Here is an 18,834-nt window from a genome sequence, read left to right as displayed (position 1 = left end):
CCTACACGCATGACATTCGACCAGATCGCCGCCCTGGCCGTGCTTATCGCCGTGGTCGCCGCGCTTATCGACGGTCGGATGCGCGCGGATGTCGTGGCGTTGGTGGGGGCGGCGGTGCTGCTGATGCTGGGCGTGGTCCGACCGGTGGAGGTCCAGGGCGCCTTCGCCAGCCCCGCCGTCATCGCGCTCGCCGGCCTGTTCGTGATCGCCTACGCCATCGAGCTATCGGGCCTGTTGGGCCTGATCATCCGCAAGGCCAAAGGTTTGACGAAGAGGTTTGGCAAGCAGGGCATCTGGATGGTCATCGGGCTGTGCGGGTCCGTCGGCGGCTTTCTGAACAACACTCCGGTGGTGGTTCTGGCCGCGCCGATCATCCGTGACATGGCCAGGTCGGTTGGCCTGTCGCCCAAGCGCTTTCTGATGCCGCTCAGCTACGTCGTCGTCATGGGCGGGCTGATCACCCTGATCGGCACCTCGACCAATCTCTTGGTCAACGACATGGCGTCCAACGCCGGCCAACCGGTGTTCGGCATGTTCGAAATGTTGCCGGCGGGCTTGGCGATCGCCCTGGCCGGCACCGCCTATCTCTACTTCGTCGGCGCCAGACAGCTTGATGGGATCGGTCGGGCCGAAGAGGCGGAGATGGCCGCCGCCGAGGCAGAGAAGCAGGCGAAGCGACAGGCCGCTCGGGCTCAATCGGGCGTCCAGGCCAAGCCGCGGCGCCGCATTTTGCCTTTCGCATTTCCGCGCATGGGTGAGAGCCGGAATCAGACCGACGGCTCGGGCGACGGGGTGCTGGGTGACGTAAAGCTCTTCGAGGAGGATGCCGACCAGCCCTTCCAGCCGCGACGAGCCCTGATCGCGCTCAGCATCTTCATTTTGGTGATCGTCGTCGCGGCGGTCGGCCTCGCGCCGATCGCGGCGAGCGCCTTCGCCGGCGCCGTGGCTTTGATCCTGCTCAAGGTGGTCACTGCGGAGGAGGCTTACGCCGGTCTGCGGCCCGAGATCCTGCTGCTGATCGCGGGTATGGTCGTGATTGGCATGGCGCTCGAGGTCACGGGGCTGGCCAGCACCGGCGCCGAGCAACTGATCATGCTCAGTCAGCCTCTGGGCCCGCTCGGCGCGCTGATCATCCTTTACGGGGTGACCCTGTTCGCCACCGAGCTCCTGTCGAACGCCACCGTGGCGGTGCTCGTCACACCCGTCGCCGTGGCCCTGGCCGAATCGCTCGGCGTCGACCCCCGCCCCTTCCTGATCTGCGTGATGATGGCGGCGTCGGCGGCTTTCGCCACGCCGTTCGGCTATCAGACCAATGTTCTGGTTTATCAGATGGCTGGGTACAGCTACCTCGACTTCGTGCGGGTGGGCATGGCGCTGAACATAATCACCTGGATCGTGGCGATGATCGCGATCCCGATCTTCTATCCCTTCTGACACCCGCCTGGTTCGTCACTCGGCCACATCCTCAAAAACCGCGGCGCAGCTCCTGACCCGACCGGCCGCGTGGCGGCGCATGAACGGTGCGTGGAAATGGTGCGCTGCACACATCTCTTGCCGTCTCGCCACGTTCAGGCCATAAACCTCTGGCTTAAGCCCCGGCTTCGATGGGTTCGCATAACGACGTATCGACTGCCCCGACGGTGTTTTCAGGCTCCCACAGAGGACCGGCCGACGGGTGAATAAGGGGGCGCGCTGGCCCCTGTCGCCGAGAGTTCTCCTGTTGTCCGCTTCCAACGATCCGCGCCCCTCGGCGCGCGTTGTCGGTCTTCCTGTTCGCTTGAAGGCCCCCACGCCCGCCCCCTGGATGTTCGCCGCCGCCTTCGGCGCCCTAATCGGGCTGACCGCTGGCTGCGCCTACCTCGGCGGATCAGTGGCCCGCAGCAGCGAAATTCGCGCCCAGGCCTCGCGGATTGACGGCGTCACCGCCGCCGGCTTCTCGGAAGAGGCTCTGGCCGCCGCGGCCGGCGGCCTGAACGAAAGCGCGCTGTCGATCGCGCGACGCCATGACCCCTATACGGTTGCCGGTGACGCCCAGCGCGATCGCCAGGCCGTCCTGATCGCCGCCCGTCTCGAATCGCTGCGTCGCGACGGCCAGTCCCGGGCTCTGGGTAACGTGGAGGGCGTCAGCCCGTTCCGCCTCGCCTCGGCTCTGGACTCGTCGCGCGATCTCGAATGCCTGACCCAGGCCGTCTATTACGAGGCGCGCGGAGAGGGATCGGACGGCATGAAGGCCGTGGCCCAGGTGGTCCTGAACCGCGCTCGCCACCCGGCCTTCCCCAAGAGCGTTTGCGCCGTGGTGTTCCAGGGCTCCAACCGCCGCACCGGCTGCCAGTTCAGCTTCACCTGCAGCGGCGTCATGAAGGGTCGCGTCAACCAGGCCGCCTGGAGCCGCGCCCGTCGCATCGCCTCCAGCGCCCTGGACGGTTCGGTCTTCAGCGGAGTCGGCGCCGCCACCCACTTCCACACCACCGCCGTGGCGCCCGGTTGGCGCAACAGCCTGGTGCGGGTCAATCAGGTCGGCTCGCATGTCTTCTACCGCTTCGGCGGACGGCGCGGCTCGGCGGCGACCTTCACCTATGCCGCCCAGCCCTCGAGCGCGCCGCGACAACCCGAGATGGTCATGGCCAGCCTCGATCCGACCGACGCCGTCCGACAGGCCGGGCAGGCCGTGGCCTATACGGCCGTGCTGGCCAGGGAAGGGCTGACGTCCGACGACGTCCGCACCCAGACCGAAGCCGCGCCGGCGCGCGCCGTGGCCGCCGCGCCCCTGGCCGAGCCCACGGCCAAGGCTCCGGCGTCGGGGGTCGAAGAGACCCGCTAATCGCAGGTCGGCAGCGCGACGCTCTCTGGCCAACCAGCGATTTTCCTTAAGCTTTCGCTAACCCAACGCCCGCGTCTCAGGCGCGGGCGTTGCACGTCCCGTGACGGCTGTCCCGATTCTGGGCGCCGTCGCCGGACATCTCCCCATGTCTCTGTCTTCCGCCGGGCCCCCGGGGTCTCCTGATCTCGTTGCCAGGGCGCGCGGCGGGGCGCTCGACGCCTTGCGCTTCGCGGCCGCCCTGTTCGTCGTCGTGTTCCACTTCGGCGACGAGGCGCCGGTGGCCCTGCGCGGGCTGCATGGCTTCATGGAGCGCGGCTATCTGGCCACCGACTTCTTCCTGATTCTGTCCGGCTTTGTCTTGGCCAAGGCCTATGGCGCGTCGGTCGCTTCGGGCCGACTGGGCCTCGGCCGATTCTGGTTCAAGCGGTTGGCGCGCTGCTATCCGACCCACCTGATCACGCTGGGGATTCTGGTCGTCATGGTGGTGCTGGGCGGCGCTCTCGGCTTCCATGCGGCCAATGAGGGGCGGTTCGACCTGGCCGATCTGCCAGCGCAGGTCTTTCTGCTGCACGCCTTCGGTCTCGGGGGCGGTGAGTGGAACATTCCCGCCTGGACCATCTCGGCCCTGCTGCTCTGCTACCTGACCTTCCCAACACTGTGGCGTCGGCTCTTTCTCAGAATCAGCTCGCCGTGGTTGGCGGCCCTGCTCGGGCTCGGCGTGCTGTTCGGCGCCGAGGTGCTGAGCCTGCTGTTGCTGGGCCAGGATCAGTTCAGCCTCGGCTTTCAGTGGTGCCTGTTCCGCGCCGCGCCGCTATTTCTGGTCGGGCTCAGCATCGCCCGTATCGTCCAGACCGCCCGTTTTGGGGGCGGCGTGGCGCGCGTGATCGGCCTCGGCTCGGCCGCCGTGCTGCTGGTTAACGCGGTCCTGCTGGGAACCGATCTGATCAATATCCTGGCGATCTGCGGCATCATCGTCGGATGCGGCGCGGCGCCGGTGACCCGATCCCTACCCGGCGCCGAATGGGCCGCCAGGATGAGCTTTTCGCTGTTCATGACCCACACCATCGCCGGGGCGCTGTGGTTCGACCTCATCGCCCGCCTCGCCGCGCCGGTGGCGCATTCGGATCTGGCGATGTGGGGTGTGTGGAGCGGAGCGGTGGTCTTCGCCGTGCTGCTGGCCGGCACCTATCATCAATGGATCGACGACCCGATCCAGCGGGCCATCCAGGCCCGCTTCTTCACCCGGCGGCCATCGCCCGGCGCCGTCATGACGCCGCGTCCAGTCCGACGTCCAGAGCCGGCGCCGAGTGCGTGAGGGCGCCGACCGAGATCACGTCGACACCCGTTTCGGCGATGGCCCTCACAGTCTGGAGGGTAACCCCGCCTGACGCCTCCAGCACGGCGCGCCCGGCCGCCTGATCGACCGCCCGCCGCAGATCCGCGAGACTGAAGTTGTCCAGCATGACCACGTCCGGCTCTTCGGCCAAAGCGTCCTCCAGCTGATCCAGCCGGTCGATCTCCACCTCGATCTTCATCAGGTGGCCCGCCTGCGCTCGGGCGCGGGCCACGGCATGGCGTACCCCGCCGCAGACGGCGATGTGGTTGTCCTTGATCAGGATGGCGTCATCCAGGCCGTACCGGTGGTTCACCCCGCCGCCCATGGCCACAGCGTGTTTCTCCAGCGCGCGCAGCCCCGGCGTGGTCTTCCTCGTGTCGGCGATCCGCGCGCCGGTCCCGGCCACGGCCTCGACATAGGCGCGGGTCAGGGTGGCCACGCCGGACAGGCGACCCAGCAGATTCAGCGCGGTGCGCTCGGCCGACAGCAGGGCGCGCGCGTTGGCGTTGATCCGGGCCAGCACGTCCCCGGCCTCGACAGCGTCACCATCGGCCGCCTCGAAGGTGATCTCGGCGCTTGGATCGAGGGCGCGCACGGCCAGCCGCACGCAGTCGAGGCCGGCGACGACGCCGTTCTTGCGAGCCGCCACCTGGGCCGACCAGCGGGCCTCGGCGGGGATAAGGGCGGCGGTGACGTCGCCGGCCCGGCCAAGGTCTTCGCCCAGCGCCATCCGCACCACCGGCTCGACGATCAGATCGGGCAGGCTCATGCGGCGGTCTTTTTGGGAATGGCGGGCAGGGAGGCGCCCGTTAGCCGGGTGTGGCGGGCCTCGCTGTTCGTGGCGGGGAAATCCGAGCGGGCGTGGCCGCCCCGGCTTTCGCGACGCTCCAGCGCGGCCTCGGCGACCATGCGGGCGGCGGCGAGCGCGGGGGCGCCCGGAGCGTCCGCGTCCAGTCGATCGATCAGGTCGATCAGCCGTCCCAAGCCCGAGGCGTCCCGCTCGACCCCGGCCCAGCGGCTCATCCCCTGGCGGAGTTGAGCCAGGGCCGCGGCCGTCAGCTCGGCTCCGATGTGGGGCGCCAGGCGCGGGCCATTGGCGGCCGCGACCTCGGTGGCGGCGGCGCGGCCGGCGCGACGACCGAAGGCGGCGGCTTCCAGCAAGGAGTTGGAGGCCAGGCGGTTCGCGCCGTGCACGCCGGTCGCGGCGCATTCGCCGACCGCGAACAGGCCGGCGACCGACGTGCGCCCGTCTGTGTCCGCGGCGATCCCGCCCATGTGATAGTGGGCGGCCGGCGCGACGGGCAGGGGCGAGACGCGCGGGTCGATGCCGGCCGACATGGCGGCGGCGAACAGGGCCGGAAAGTCGCGCGCCACCCGGTCGCCGATCGCCCGGCGGGTGTCGAGAAAGGCGCCGCGACCCTCCGTCACCGCCCGGTGCACGGCGCGCGCCACCTGATCGCGCGGGGCCAGATCGGCCTCAGCGTCTGCGCCGAGCAGAAAACCGCCGTCGCGATCGACCAGTCGGGCCCCCTCGCCGCGCAGGGCCTCGGTGGCCAGGGGCGCTGGATCGCGGCCGATATCGAGGGCGGTGGGATGGAATTGCACGAACTCGGGATCGAGAATGTCGGCGCCGGCGGCCTGGGCGATGGCCAGACCCTCGCCTTTCAGCGCCACCGGGGTGGTGGTCACGGCATAGAGCCCACCGATCCCCCCGGTCGCCAGGACAACGGCGGGGGCCAGGATTTCCACGCGCCGGCCGGCGCGCTCGACCACCGCCCCGACGACCCGGTCGCTGTCGGCGCGGATCAGCGCCAGCAGGCGGGCGTCCTCCCAGATGTCCAGGTGTTCGGCGGCCCGCGCGGCCACGACCAGGGCCGACAGGATGGCGCGGCCCGCCCCGTCGCCGCCGACCCGGGCGACCCGCGCCACGGCGTGGGCGGCCTCCCGACTGACGGCGAAACGCCCGTGGGCGTCGCGGTCGAAGGGCGCGCCGAGTCCGGCCAGCCACGCCACCGTCTCGGCCCCGCGATCGGTCAGGGCGCGCGCCGCCGCGCTGTCGACCAGGCCGCCGCCCGCCGCCACGGTGTCGGCGGCATGCAGGGCCGGGGAGTCCGCTTCGGCCAGCGCCGCCGCCATGCCGCCCTGGGCCCAGGCCGACGAACAGGCGTCCAGCAGCGGCGCGGGGGTGATCAGCAGGGCCTTGCGCGGCGCGCACTCCAGAGCCGCCGACAGTCCCGCCAGGCCGCCGCCGACGATCAGCGGGCCGTCCAGGATGAGGCGCTTCATTCGCCAATCCCCAGGAACCGCGCGCCTAACGCCAGCGCGCCGCCCACCGATCCCGTCACCGGCAGCATCACCCCGATCAGCACCGCGACACACAGCGCGGCTGTGCCGAAGAACAGGCCCAGGCTCACCAGGCTCTCGCGCCCGGTCAGCTTGCGCGCCGACGGCCGCCATCCGCGCTGACGCAGATATCCGATCAAAGACAGGCTCAGGAAGATGACCAGGATCAGCCGTCCCGTGGTCACGCCCCACCAGACCACGCCCGCGCCGATCAGCACCAGCCCAACCTTCTCCAGCATCGGATGGACGCGCGCCAGGATCGGGCCCAGGGCCTTGGAGCCGTCCAGTGGCGGCGCGGGCGCCAGGTTGACCAGATTGATCAGGGCGATCAGGGCGGCGGCCAGCACCCAGGTCTGGTCGCCCGTCGCATAGTAGCCGCCCACGAACGGGATGCAGGCCAGCAGACCGAAAGCAGGACCCGCCAGCGAGACCAGGACGCCTTCCCATTCGGTCTTCTCGGCGCGCGCGGGCCAGGCCAGGCCGCCCAGGAACGGGACGATGTGGATGCGCGCCGGCCCCATGCCGAAGCGGTTCATGGCCAGCACATGGCCGTACTCGTGCACCACCACCCCGACCACCGCCGCCAGGGCGAAGATCCATTCGCCGGACAGGAACCAGATCAACCCGGCCAGGGCCGCGCTGGACAGGATCGCCATTACGGGGCTTTGACGCGGGGCCTCACGGGCGGGCGCTTCAGCGGTCTCGGCGGAGGCCGTAGTCCGGTCAGGCTCGAGGTCCCAGGGGCCGCGCGCGCGGGTTTCGGTCATGCTCAGATCAGCTCCACCTGCACGCTGTGGCCGCGCGCTCGAACCAGATCATAGCGCGCGGGAACCGGCGGCGGGGGAAGATCGACCATGCGCTGGACGGCCTGGCGGGCGCGCTCGGCCATGTCCTCAGGAACGGTCACTTCAAATTGCATGTTCAGCAGACAGTCGCGGATGTTGGTCAGGGTGATCCGCTTCATGTGCGGGCACAGGTTGCACGGACCGATGAACTCGACGCCCTCGACATCTCCCGCCACATTCGCAGCCATGGAGCATTCGGTGATCAGTACCACCTGTTGCGGCCGCCGCGTCTCGACATAATCAGCCATGGCGGCGGTCGAACCGGCGAAGTCGGCGGCGTTCAGCACCTCTTCGGGACACTCGGGATGGGCCAGGATTTCCGCGCCCGGATAGGCCTGACGCATCTCGGCGATGTCGGCGGCGTCGAACCGCTCGTGGACCTCGCACCGGCCCTGCCAGGCGATGATCTTCACGTCGGTCTGGGCCGCGACATTGCGCGCGAGGTATTCGTCGGGGATCAGGATGACGCGATCGACACCCCATTCGCGGGCGGCCCATTCGACCACCTGCACGGCGTTGGCCGAGGTGCAGCAGATGTCGGTCTCGGCCTTCACGTCGGCGGTGGTGTTCACATAGGTAACCACCGGCAGGCCCGGATAGCGCTGTTTGATCAGGCGCACGTCCGCGCCCGTGATCGATGCGGCCAGCGAGCAGCCGGCCAGCGGATCGGGGATCAGCACCGTCTTGTCGGGCGACAGAATCTTGGACGTCTCGGCCATGAAGTGCACCCCGGCCTGAACGATGACCCTGGCTTCGGACCGCGCCGCCTCCTTGGCGAGGGCAAGGCTGTCGCCGACGAAGTCGCCCACGCCGTGAAAGATGTCCGGCGTCATGTAGTTGTGGGCCAGGATCACCGCGTCGCGCTGCTTCTTGAGCGCATTGATCTCGGCGATCAGCGGCGCGTGCAGGGCCCATTCCAGAGGCGTGACCCGGCCCTTCACCTTTTCCCAGGCGTCGGCCGTCGACCGGGCGATCGCGTCGTCCAGATCGGGAAATTCGCCATAGGCCATGATCGACCCTCCATCTGTCCTTGCGGCGCAGTTGCCGATTTATGCTAAGTATGAGCATAAGTCCGACCAAAGGTAGGTCTCGCTTCGGGGAATGCAAGCCGTTTCAGTCGGGAATTCGGACCTGAAGGATTCGCGCCAGTTCCGCCGCGGAGTAGGGCTTCTTCAGGAAAGGCCAGGGCGAGGCCGCCAGCGCGGAGTCGACATCATCTCCCGCATAGCCCGAAGCCAGGATGATGCGCATGGCGGGCCAGCGGTCGTGGGCTGCGGCGGCCAGTTCGATCCCCGTCATACCCCCCGGCATAACCACGTCGCTCAGCATGATGTCGAAGCTGTCCGCTTCCAGCCGCTGGATCGCCTGGGGGCCGCTGGCCGCCGTGGTGACGTCCATGCCCATCTCAAGCAACAGGCTTTCGGCCACCTCCGACACGGCCGGATCGTCTTCGACCAGCAACAGGCGGCCTCCATCGGCGGGCGCCGCGCCGCTCGCGTCGGCGGTTTCGACATCGCGCCGCGCGATCCGGCGCAACTGCGGCAGATACAGGGTGATGCGCGTGCCTTCGCCCGGCGCGCTTTCGACCTTGACGCCCCCACCCGTCTGTCGTGCGAAGCCGTACACCTGGCTCAGCCCCAAACCCGTGCCCTTGCCGACGCCCTTGGTGGTGAAGAAGGGCTCGAAAATGCGTTCGATGGTGCCGGCGTCCATGCCCATGCCGTCGTCGATGACGCGCACGCAGACATATCGGCCGGGCGCCACGCCGGCCAGTTCGCCGGCGGCGAGGATGCACCGCTGGGTCTCGATGGTGACGTGCCCGCCGTCCTTGATGGCGTCGCGGGCGTTGACCAGCAGGTTGATCAAGGCGGCCTCGAACTGGCCCGGATCGACCAGAGCCGGCGCGCCCCCCCGACGCAGCTTTAGTTTCAGGGCGATGGTCTCTCCCACCGCCTGGCGCAGCAACGGCTCGCCCTCGCGGATCAGGTGATTGAGGTCGGTTTCCTCGGGCCTGAGGGTCTGGCGGCGCGAGAACGCCAGCAGCTGGTGCGTCAGCCGCTCGCCGCGCCGCGCGGCCGACAGGGCGGCGTCGATCAGCTTGGCGCGCTTGGCCCCGTCCGGCGCACGTTGAACGATGTCGAGCGCGCCGATGACCACCGTCAGCAGATTGTTGAAGTCGTGGGCCACCCCGCCGGTCAGCCGCCCGACCGCCTCCAGCCGCTGGGCGTGCAGCAGGTCCGCCTCCGCCCGAGCCTTTTCCGTCAGGGCCAGGCCGACCCGCTCCTCCAGCAGTTCGTTGATGTTCTTGAGGTCGTCCTCGGCCTTCTTGGAGTCGCTGACATCGAAATTGGCCCCGACATAGCCTTGGAACCGGCCCTCGGCGTCGAAACGCGGCACGCCTTCGCACCGCAGCCAGCGCTCGCCCATCACCGGATGCTGCACACGGATGGTGGCCTCGAACCGGTCTCGAGCGGCAAAGGCGCGTTCGAACACGCGGGTGACGGAATCGCGATCGTTCGGCGCCATCATCGCCCCGCCGGCCCCGATCAGGCCGGTGTCCGAATTCACGCCGAAGAACGCCCGGTAGCGGCGGTTGCCGAAGGTGATCCGGCCGTCCTCGCCGCACATCCAGATGTGCACCGGCGCACTGTCGGCGACCATGCGGAAGCGGGTCTCGGTCTCGGCCAGCCGCGCCGCCGCCTCGCGCGGCTCCGTGACGTCGAAGGCCACGCCCACGAAGCCGGCCACCTCGCCCTCCGGCCCCAATCGCGGTCGCGAGAAAGAGCGAAGCCAGCGCCAGGCCCCGTCACGCCGTCGATAGCGCGCTTCCAGCGCGAACGGCCGGGCCGAGGTCTCGCCGGCGATCGACTCCTGAACGATGCGGTCGTGATCGTCGGGATGCAGGCGCTCGCGCCAGTCGGTGATGAGGGCGCTGTCGTAGTCGTCGGCGGTGAAGTCGACATAGGCCTGGTTGACGAATTCCCGCTGGCGGTCCCGGGCGGTGACCCAGATCATCACCGGGGCGGTGTCGGCGATGTCCCGGAACCGCGCCTCACTTTCCCGCAGCGCCGCCTCTGTCGATTTGGCCTCGGTAATGTCTACGATGACCGCCATCACCCACTCGGGTTTGCCCATCGCGTCCGTGGCGACCCGCGCCGTAGCCAGGCACCAGACCACCGAACCATCGGGTCGGACATAGCGCTTCTCGACCCGCGACTCGCCGGCGTCGGACTGCGCCGCGGCGATGGTTTCGGCCGAGGGCCCGACATCTTCGGGATGAGTGAAGGGGGCGGTCGTGGAGCCGACGACCTCGGCCTCGCTACGGCCGATGATCTCGCAAAACCGGCCATTGGCGCTGACAATTCGCCCATTCAGGTCGCATTTCGCGATTCCGGCGGCGGCCTGGTCGACCATGGCACGGAGTTCGATTTCAGTTTCCGACAGCCGGCCGCGGGCCTGCTCGGCCTCCTCGACCTTGTCGTGCAAGGCGCGAACGCTGGAGCCGAGTGACCCCGCGACCAGGGCCGTGAAGCCGCCCGCGAACAAAAAGGCGACCGTGGCCGGAGCCTGCTCAACCAGTCGGAATCCTTCGGGATCCGGCAACAGCGCGGTGATCCAGCCGGCGGGCACGCACAGCAGCAGCGCCAGTACGCCGGTGGAGCGTCCGCCCCACAGCGCCGCCACGATCACCGCCGGGACGAAGGTCATGAAGGCGGCCGAGTCCCCGAACAGCGGCGCCAGCAGCAGGCGAATGGCGATGGCGGCGGATACGCAGAGCAAGGCGATGACCAGCACGCCTCGCGCGCCGCGCGTCTCGGCAGCGGCGATCCGGCGGATCGTCCGATCGATATCGATCCCGCCCCCAGTCATTCCCGGCGTCTCTCTCCCCGATTAGCGCTCATGCCGTTGAATTCCCCCGAAATCACCAGGCGGTTCAAGGTCCCATGATGGATTGTTTTCGCGCGTCTGGAACTCCGCGTCGAGTTGCAACCTTGGCAATGGCGCCGCCGCATCCCATTTCAGCGGTCAGCGAATTCGAGACTGGAGACATCATCGTGAACGCCTCAACCAAGATCGACACCGGCCTGACCAAGACCGAGCGCAAGGACGTGACCGAGGCCCTGACCCGGGTGCTGTCCGACAGTTTCGCCGTCTATCTGAAGACCCACGGCTATCACTGGAACGTGCGCGGGCCGCAGTTCTTCGGCCTGCACAACCTGCTTGAGCAGCAGTATCGCGAGATCTGGGCCGCGCTGGACGAGATCGCCGAGCGCATCCGCAGCCTGGGCGAGTTGGCGCCGCAGGGCTATGCCGCCTTCGGCAATCTGACCGGCATCAAGGACGGGGACCCGACCAAGGACTCCAACGAAATGCTGCAGGAGTTGATGCGCGACCATGAAACCCTGATCGCCACCTGCCGCTCGGGCGTAGAGGCCGCGGACGAGGCGGGCGACGACGCCACCGCCGACCTGCTGACCCAGCGCCTGGCCGCCCACGAAAAGTTCGCCTGGATGCTGCGCTCGACGCTCGGCGGCCAGTGACCGCAATTACCGGACGGTAAGCACTGACCATCAAACCGCCGGAAACGCCGGCTAACACCGTTGCATGGAAGCTCTCCGTCGGAAGGGGGCGCTGTCTGAGGGATGCTCGTGACGCCTGACTGGGCACGACTGAAGCGACGGTTTCGGCTGGCGGGCGCCGCGGCGCCTGCGGCCCTGGCCGCTCTCGGAGTGGCCGTCGCGGCCGGCTCCACGCCCCGTCCCGAGATCGATCGCACCGCCGAAATCGTGGCCAAACGGACCCAGGGCGACCTTGGCGACGCGGGCTTCCGTCGACTGACGGCCGGGTATGACCCGGCGCTCCTGGCCATTGCCGCCCGTGTCGGCGACCAGCGCTCCATGCTGGCGCGCCTGGGCCTCGTGGAGGGCTGGGAGACGCTCAGCCTCGCCGGCAAGCCCGATCCGCTGGCCAGTCCGACGGCCGGTCTGGAGGCGCAGAAACTCAATGCCGCCCGCGCCTTCGCCGGCGGTCCTCGCGTCGCGGCCCAGCCTTTCTCCTTCGGCGCCGCCGACGCCCAGACCCGCCAGCGCGCCCTTCGCTGCCTGACCCAAGCCATCTACTATGAAGCGGCGCTGGAGCCGACCGGCGGCCAGGAGGCGGTGGCCCAGGTCATCCTCAATCGCGTGCGCGATCCCAACTACGCCAACAGCGTCTGCGGGGTGGTGTTTGAAGGCGCCGAGCGCACAACAGGCTGCCAGTTCTCCTTCACCTGCGACGGCTCCATGGCCAATGCGCCGGTGAAATGGGCGTGGGACCGCGCTCGCGTCGTGGCCGAGAGCGCCCTGGCCGGCCGCGTGGTCGAAAGCGTCGGCCTGGCGACCCACTATCACGCCGACTATGTGCATCCATGGTGGGCGCCGACCCTGGACAAGCTGACCCAAATCGGGGCGCACATCTTCTATCGCTGGAAGGGGTTTGCGGGTCAGCCGGCGGCCTTCGTCCAGCGTTACGCCGGCAAGGAGCCTTGGATCGACGAGGCGCGCTTCTCCAAGCCCCGCTTGGTCGTGGCCGCGACAGACGCTGACGAGGCGACCGACTCCGTCGCCGAGGTCGGTGGCGAACCGGTCAAGACGGTCACCATCAACGGCGCCACCCGCGTGGTCGGCACGCTGAGCCTCGGCGGGCGCCGTCAGCCCACACCCGACGACGTCGCCGCCATCAACGAGAGACTGGCCGCCTTCGAGCAGCAGCGCGCCGCGCCTGCGGCGGCGGCTCCGTCGGCCTCGCCGCCTCCCGGAGTCACACCCTTGGCTGTCGAGGAAGTGGGCCGTCCGGCGAACTGAACTTGCAACGCCGATCGTGTTTCGCGCATTGCTGACCATCGTCAGAGTGACAGGGGCCGGGCTTGAAAGACGACAACAGGGCGAAGAATGAGGCGGAGGCGGCCGCGGCGCGCCGCGTCGCCGCCCTGGCCCGCTACGATATTCTCGACACCGACCGCGAGCGCGCCTTTGATGACGTGGTCAGGCTGCTGGCCCAGACGTTCGATGCGCCGATGGCGGTGGTCAATCTGGTCGCTGATGACCGCCAGTTCTTCAAGGCCGAGACCGGGCTGGGGGTGCGCGAGACCCCGCTGGAAACCTCCTTCTGCGCCCACGCCATCCTCGAGCAGGACCGCATGGTGGTGCCCGACGCGCGAGACGACGCACGCTTCGCCTGCAATCCTCTGGTGACCGACGCGCCGGGCCTGCGCTTCTACGCCGGTCGGGTGCTGAAGTCGGCCGAGGGCGTGGCGATCGGCACCCTGTGCATACTGGACACTGAGCCCCGTCCGGAGGGCGCGACCGAACTCCAGATGCTGACCCTCGACGTCCTGGCCGACCAGGTCATGGCGCAGATGGAGCTGCGCCGGACCATCAAGGAACGCGCCGAGAGCGACGCGCGCGCTGCTCGGGCCCTTGAGGCCTCGACCTACGTCGGCGCTTGGGACTGGGACATCCTGGCCGACCGCGTGGTCGCCGACGACCAGTTCGCCCTTATGTACGGAGTGCCGGTCGAGGAGGCGCGGCGCGGCGCCCCGATCCGGCGCTTCCTCGACGCGTTTCATCACGACGATGTCGAGCGGGTCACCGGCGAGATCGATGAGGCGCTCAGGGGCCGCGGCCTGTTCGAAAGCGAGTACCGTCTTCATCGCGAAGGCGGCGCCATCGGCTGGGTGCTGGCCCGTGGCCAGGTCGTCGCCGACGCCGATGGCCGGCCCATCCGCTTTTCCGGCGTGGCGATCGATATCAGCCAGCGCAAGGAAGCCGAACTGGAGCTGGCCGAGACCCTGAAGGCCTTGGCCGAGAGCGAGAAGAAGTTCCGCGCAATCGCCGATTCCATGCCGCAGATGGTCTGGTCGACCCTGCCGGACGGGCTGCATGACTACTACAACGCCCGCTGGTACGAATTCACCGGCGTGCCGGAGGGCTCGACCGACGGCGAGGGCTGGAACGACGTCTTCCACCCCGAGGATCAGGAGCGCGCCTGGGCGACGTGGCGCCACAGCCTGGACACCGGCGACCCCTATGAGATCGAATATCGGCTGAAGCACCATTCCGGGGTCTATCGCTGGACCCTAGGGCGAGCCAATCCGATCCGGGACGAGCAGGGACGCATCACCCGCTGGTTCGGAACCTGCACCGATATCGATGAGCTCAAGCGCGCGGAGCAGGCGCGCGAGCTGCTCAGCCAGGAACTCAGTCACCGGATCAAGAACATCTTCGCCGTGGTGTCGGCGCTCATTGCGCTCTCGGCGCGTCATCACCCAGAGGCGCGGCCCTTCGCCCAGGCCCTGCGCACCCGCATCGCCGCCCTGGCCTCGGCGCACGAGTTCGTCCGGCCTCACACGGATCGGTCCCGTCCGACGCTGGGCTCCCTGACCCTGCACGGCTTCCTGGCTGATCTGTTCCGCCCCTATGCCGACGAGGATGGCGTCTCGCGTGTCATCGTGGCGGGCGAGGACGCCGATTTCGACGATCAGGCGGCGACCTCGGTCGCCCTGCTGTTCCATGAGCTGGCCACCAACGCCGCGAAATACGGGGCGCTTAGCGTCGATGAGGGGCGAGTGCGGCTGGATACGCAACGGCGTGGCGACCGCTTCATCCTGAGCTGGACGGAGGAGGGCGGCCCCCCGCCGCCGCTCGAGCCGCGTCGCAGAGGCTTCGGCTCCAGCCTGGCCGAAGCCTCTGTCGAAGGTCAGCTCGGCGGCACGCTGACGCGGGATTGGCGACCCGAGGGTCTGAGGGTTGTCGCGCACCTACCGGAGACGGCGCTGTCTCGAAGACGCGCGGCCGCGCGTCGCAAATGAAACCGTTTTCCCGCATCAGCGTTAAAAGCCGCGCAAGCCTCCCTTGTTATGTCCGGTTCTGAACCCAAACCAAGACCATGCCCGCCCGCATCCTGATCATTGAAGACGAGGCCCTCGTCGCGATGGAGCTGCGTTTCACCCTCGAGGACCTCGGTCACGAGGTGGCCGCCACCGTCGCAGACGCGAGAGCTGCGCGCGCTTTTGTGGCCGAACACGATGTCGATCTGGCGTTGGTGGACATCCACCTGCAGGACGGTCCGACCGGCGTGCAACTGGGCCGCGAACTGGCCGAGGATTACGGCGCGACGGTTCTCTACATGACCGCCAATCCGGGTATGCTGGGCGACGGCATCGCCGGCACCATCGGCGTGCTGGCCAAGCCCACCGACGAAAGCTGTGTCGAAAAGGCCGTCAACTACGCCCTGCGCCGTCGCGAGGGTCAGCCGGCCGAACCGCCGCGCGAGCTGCGTCTATTCGGCTGATCTTCTGACGCCTGCGTGAGTGCGGCTTGACGCCTCGCCCGCAGCCGCCATCTCCGGTCTCCCAAAGGAGACCTGCCATGCAGAAACGCCCCCTCGGCCGCAGCGGCCTTGAAACCGCGCCTCTTGTGTTCGGCGGCAATGTGTTTGGCTGGACCGCCGACCGAGACACCAGTTTCGCCCTGCTCGACGCCTTTGTCGACGCCGGCTTCAACGCGATCGACACGGCCGACGCCTATTCCCGCTGGGTTCCCGGCCACAATGGTGGGGAAAGCGAGACCATCATCGGCGAGTGGCTGAAGGCCAGAGGGCGCCGCGACGACGTGCTGATCATGACCAAGGTCGGATCTGACATGGGGCAGGGTCACAACGACCTGTCTCGCGGCTGGATCGAAAAGGCCGTCGAGGACAGCCTGCGCCGGCTCCAGATCGACTACATCGATCTGTATCAATCCCATTGGCCCGATCCGAACACCCCGCAGGAGCAGACGCTGGAGGCCTTCGACCGCCTGGTGAAGGCCGGAAAGGTGCGCGCGATCGGCACATCTAACCACGACGCCGGCCAGGTTCGCGAGGCGCTCGACATTTCCGCCGCCCGGGACTGGCCGCGCTACGAGACGCTGCAGCCGCACTACAACCTCTACAGCCGCAAGACCTTTGAGGGCGCGCTCCAGGACCTGGCGGTGGCCGAAGGCTTGGGTGTCATCACCTATTTCAGCCTTGAAGCCGGTTTTCTGACCGGCAAGTACGGCTCGGCCGCCGAGGTCGCGGGCACGGCGCGCGAAGGCATGCTCAAGGACAAGTTCGACGCGCGCGGCGTTCGCATCCTCAAAGCGCTGAAGACCGTGGGAGAGCGGCTCGGCGCCACGTCCGCCCAGGTCTCCCTGGCATGGCTGCTGTCACGCCCCGGCGTCACCGCTCCGATCGTCAGCGCCACCTCGACGAAACAGCTGCAGGATACGCTCCAGGCCGCGCGCCTTTCGCTTTCCGCCGACGATCTCGAGACCCTGACCCGCGCCAGCGATTGACGGTCTGGACGCGGTGACCGCGGCTGCGGCCGGAACCTTGGCCAGCGCGATCATCACGTTGATGTCCCCGTGCTTGGGCCAATCCTTCATGGCCCGATCATAAAGGGAATGCGTAAGCAGATCGCGGTGTGACGGCTGAGCCGGCATCGGCGCGGGTATCCGGCGCCCGCGCCGGGTCAGTCGAAATTCCGCGAAACCTGCCTTGCGCGCGACCATTTTGAGACTGGCCGGCGTGAAGTAAAACTGGTGGTCCAGCAAATAGAGGCCCCAGGTGTCGCCCTGGGCCAGTCGCTTCCAGTTCTCGTAGTTTCCGGTCTCCAGCACGATGACGCCGCCCGGCGCCATGCGGGAGCGCAGCCATTTCAGGAGAGCGACTGGATCGCGCAGATGCTCGATGACATCCCACAGAGTCACAACGTCGTAGTGGGTGTCCTCGGGCATGGCCTCCAACAGCTCCAGCCCGTAGGACGCGCGCGCGCGGGCCCGCGCTGCCTCGCTGCGCTCGACACCGACTGCGTCAAAACCCGCCTCACGTGCGGCCAAGACGAAGGCGCCCGATCCGGCTCCGAAGTCGAGGAGCGTTCGGGCCTCCGGAACGGCCTCGCGCACGATCTGAGCGTTCTTTCTCGCCTGGGTCAGCTTTGCCCCGGCGTCGGCAACATAGCTGTCCCCCGACGACCAGCGCATGTTCATATAGGCTTGGCTGGCCTCGTCTGACGGTCGAGGGGTCTGGTAGGCGAGGCGACAGGGCAGGCATTCGGCGACCGAAGCCAACATCCCATAGCGGGCCTTGATGACGCGTGGCTCGTTCCACTCGCCGCAGAGCGGGCAGGGGATGGCGGGCTCGCGTTCGAACCGCCGACCTGCGATGACATCGACAAGTTCGCTCACGGGGGCTTCGGGGCTCCTTGGTTCGGTCCGGGCTTGCCGCCGCGTCCACTGCTTCGCAAACTAGGGCGGTTCAGGGACATTCGGAAGCGGGGGACCGATGACGATCACGTTGATGTTGGCGCTGGCCATGGCGTCGCCGACCGAGTTCGCGATTCCATCAACCGACGGGCATACGGTGCGGGGCGTGGTCGATCGGGCCCCGACCCCGGCTCGGGGCGCGGTTATCATGGTGGCCGGCACCGGCGCGTTTGACCGCGATGTCCGGCTGGGGACCAGCGGCACTGAGCGCGACCTGATCTTCAAGGATCTGGCGGCCCGGTTCGCCGAACGCGGTCTGGATGCCGTGCGGTTCGACCGGCGTGGTGTCAGATATGGCGTCCCTCCCGCCGAGGCGATCGACCCGAACGTGACCGCCACGCTGGCGACCGAGGGTTTCAGCCGCGATGTCGAGGCGGTCGATGACTGGGTGCGCTCTCCGGCCGGGCTCAATGCCCGGTGTGTCGTCCTGTTCGCCCATTCCGAGGGCATGGTCCACGTCGCTGGGATGGCGGAACGCGGTGGCGCCGCGCCGGATCTCCTGATCGGCATGGGCGCGCCGCTGGAATCCAAGCTGGCGGCCGTGCGCTGGCAGGTGGCGGGTCGTGACGCCTATTCTCTCAGGATGATGGACGCCGACGGCGACGGGCAGGTGACCAATGAAGAGGTTGAGGCGAACTGGATGAAGACGCCCTCGGCGGTGTTCGGGCGGATGGAGCCCTTCATCCAGCCAGACGGCGTCTGGACGGCTGAGGAGATCGCCCAGGTCGAGACGGTGCAGGGCGGACTGTATGAGCAGGCCAAGGCCATGGCGCTGGCCCAGCCCGACGACGCCCCATACCCCAGCGCGGCGGCGCCGGCTTTTTCCTATTCGTGGTGGAAGACCTGGTTTACCGACGACCGACCGGTGGCAACGTTGCTGAGCGGCTGGTCTGCGCCGATGATCCTGCATTACGGCGCGCTGGATTCGCAGGTTCGCGAGGACCGTCAACGCGCGGCGGCCGACGGCGTGCTGCCGGATGATCAGATCAGGTGGGTGAGCCACGAGAGCCGGGGACACAGTCTGGGTGACCACGTCCTGATGGGCCCGATAGACGAGGCGCTGGCCAATCGTCTGGCCGACGAGGCCGCAGCGGCCTGCGGGGGCTGATCAGGAACCAAATCCGGCCGTTGGCCTTGGCTCAGACGAACCGGCGCCTATGTCCC

General features: G+C 68.4%; 14 protein-coding genes and 1 pseudogene. 9 read left to right on the top strand and 6 right to left on the bottom strand.

The window, feature by feature from the left end; translation table 11 throughout:
* The first annotated feature begins 9 nt into the window (after nt 1–9).
* The 3 genes from EES48_RS07765 (at nt 10) to EES48_RS07755 (ending at nt 4,136) form a co-directional block, all read left to right on the top strand.
* Nucleotides 10–1,434 carry an SLC13 family permease gene (locus EES48_RS07765; protein ID WP_122465837.1) on the top strand — a complete coding sequence of 475 codons (1,425 nt, stop codon included), beginning with the start codon at nt 10–12 and terminating at the stop codon, nt 1,432–1,434.
* A 286-nt stretch (nt 1,435–1,720) separates the two neighbouring features.
* Nucleotides 1,721–2,821 carry a cell wall hydrolase gene (locus tag EES48_RS07760; protein WP_240623269.1) on the top strand — a complete coding sequence of 367 codons (1,101 nt, stop codon included), beginning with the start codon at nt 1,721–1,723 and terminating at the stop codon, nt 2,819–2,821.
* Nucleotides 2,822–2,966: 145 nt separating this feature from the next.
* On the top strand, nt 2,967–4,136 hold the full coding sequence (locus tag EES48_RS07755; protein ID WP_122465835.1) for an acyltransferase family protein: 1,170 nt from the start codon (nt 2,967–2,969) through the stop codon (nt 4,134–4,136).
* Here the strand turns inward: EES48_RS07755 and nadC are convergent.
* The 5 genes from nadC to EES48_RS07730 all read right to left on the bottom strand — a co-directional run bounded on the left by nadC (nt 4,087) and on the right by EES48_RS07730 (nt 11,215).
* Nucleotides 4,087–4,926, bottom strand: a complete 840-nt coding sequence (gene nadC, locus EES48_RS07750) for a carboxylating nicotinate-nucleotide diphosphorylase (RefSeq protein ID WP_122465834.1) — start codon at nt 4,924–4,926, stop codon at nt 4,087–4,089. The genes EES48_RS07755 and nadC overlap by 50 nt on opposite strands.
* Nucleotides 4,923–6,443: an L-aspartate oxidase gene (locus EES48_RS07745; RefSeq protein ID WP_122465833.1), complete on the bottom strand. Its 1,521-nt coding sequence runs from the start codon at nt 6,441–6,443 to the stop codon at nt 4,923–4,925. The genes nadC and EES48_RS07745 overlap by 4 nt, the downstream gene beginning before the upstream one ends.
* Nucleotides 6,440–7,267 (bottom strand): metalloprotease, encoded by an 828-nt coding sequence (locus EES48_RS07740; RefSeq protein ID WP_122465832.1) that lies wholly within the window; start codon nt 7,265–7,267, stop codon nt 6,440–6,442. The genes EES48_RS07745 and EES48_RS07740 overlap by 4 nt, the downstream gene beginning before the upstream one ends.
* Nucleotides 7,268–7,269: 2 nt before the next feature.
* Nucleotides 7,270–8,355, bottom strand: coding sequence for a quinolinate synthase NadA (gene nadA / locus EES48_RS07735; RefSeq protein WP_122465831.1), 1,086 nt, complete (start codon nt 8,353–8,355; stop codon nt 7,270–7,272).
* A gap of 103 nt (nt 8,356–8,458) precedes the next feature.
* A complete protein-coding gene (locus EES48_RS07730; protein ID WP_122465830.1) occupies nt 8,459–11,215 on the bottom strand; it encodes a PAS domain S-box protein in 2,757 nt (918 codons plus the stop codon).
* Nucleotides 11,216–11,400: 185 nt separating this feature from the next.
* Between EES48_RS07730 and EES48_RS07725 the strand changes: the two genes are divergently transcribed.
* The 5 genes from EES48_RS07725 (at nt 11,401) to EES48_RS07705 (ending at nt 16,701) form a co-directional block, all read left to right on the top strand.
* Complete coding sequence (locus tag EES48_RS07725) at nt 11,401–11,886, top strand: Dps family protein (protein WP_240623268.1); 486 nt, start codon at nt 11,401–11,403, stop codon at nt 11,884–11,886.
* A gap of 102 nt (nt 11,887–11,988) precedes the next feature.
* On the top strand, nt 11,989–13,188 hold the full coding sequence (locus EES48_RS07720; RefSeq protein WP_122465828.1) for a cell wall hydrolase: 1,200 nt from the start codon (nt 11,989–11,991) through the stop codon (nt 13,186–13,188).
* 62 nt (nt 13,189–13,250) lie between these two features.
* Nucleotides 13,251–15,194 (top strand): PAS domain-containing protein, encoded by a 1,944-nt coding sequence (locus tag EES48_RS07715; protein WP_122465827.1) that lies wholly within the window; start codon nt 13,251–13,253, stop codon nt 15,192–15,194.
* 77 nt (nt 15,195–15,271) lie between these two features.
* Nucleotides 15,272–15,676 (top strand): response regulator, encoded by a 405-nt coding sequence (locus EES48_RS07710; RefSeq protein WP_122465826.1) that lies wholly within the window; start codon nt 15,272–15,274, stop codon nt 15,674–15,676.
* Nucleotides 15,677–15,753: 77 nt separating this feature from the next.
* Nucleotides 15,754–16,701 (top strand): aldo/keto reductase, encoded by a 948-nt coding sequence (locus EES48_RS07705; protein ID WP_122465825.1) that lies wholly within the window; start codon nt 15,754–15,756, stop codon nt 16,699–16,701.
* Between the two features lie 201 nt (nt 16,702–16,902).
* On the opposite strand, the pseudogene EES48_RS15130 reads toward EES48_RS07705, so the two are convergent.
* Nucleotides 16,903–17,388 (bottom strand): annotated as a pseudogene (locus EES48_RS15130) (class I SAM-dependent methyltransferase); the annotation flags it as partial.
* A 301-nt stretch (nt 17,389–17,689) separates the two neighbouring features.
* Here EES48_RS15130 and EES48_RS07695 point away from each other — a divergent pair.
* Nucleotides 17,690–18,778: an alpha/beta hydrolase gene (locus EES48_RS07695; RefSeq protein WP_122465823.1), complete on the top strand. Its 1,089-nt coding sequence runs from the start codon at nt 17,690–17,692 to the stop codon at nt 18,776–18,778.
* Nucleotides 18,779–18,834 lie beyond the last annotated feature (56 nt).

Origin of the sequence: Brevundimonas lutea (genome assembly GCF_003704105.1) — a bacterium.
In the GTDB taxonomy this organism is placed as follows: Bacteria; Pseudomonadota; Alphaproteobacteria; order Caulobacterales; family Caulobacteraceae; genus Brevundimonas; species Brevundimonas lutea.
The sequence above is the reverse complement of the archived record's forward strand: the minus strand, read 5'-3'. Positions and strand labels throughout refer to the sequence as shown.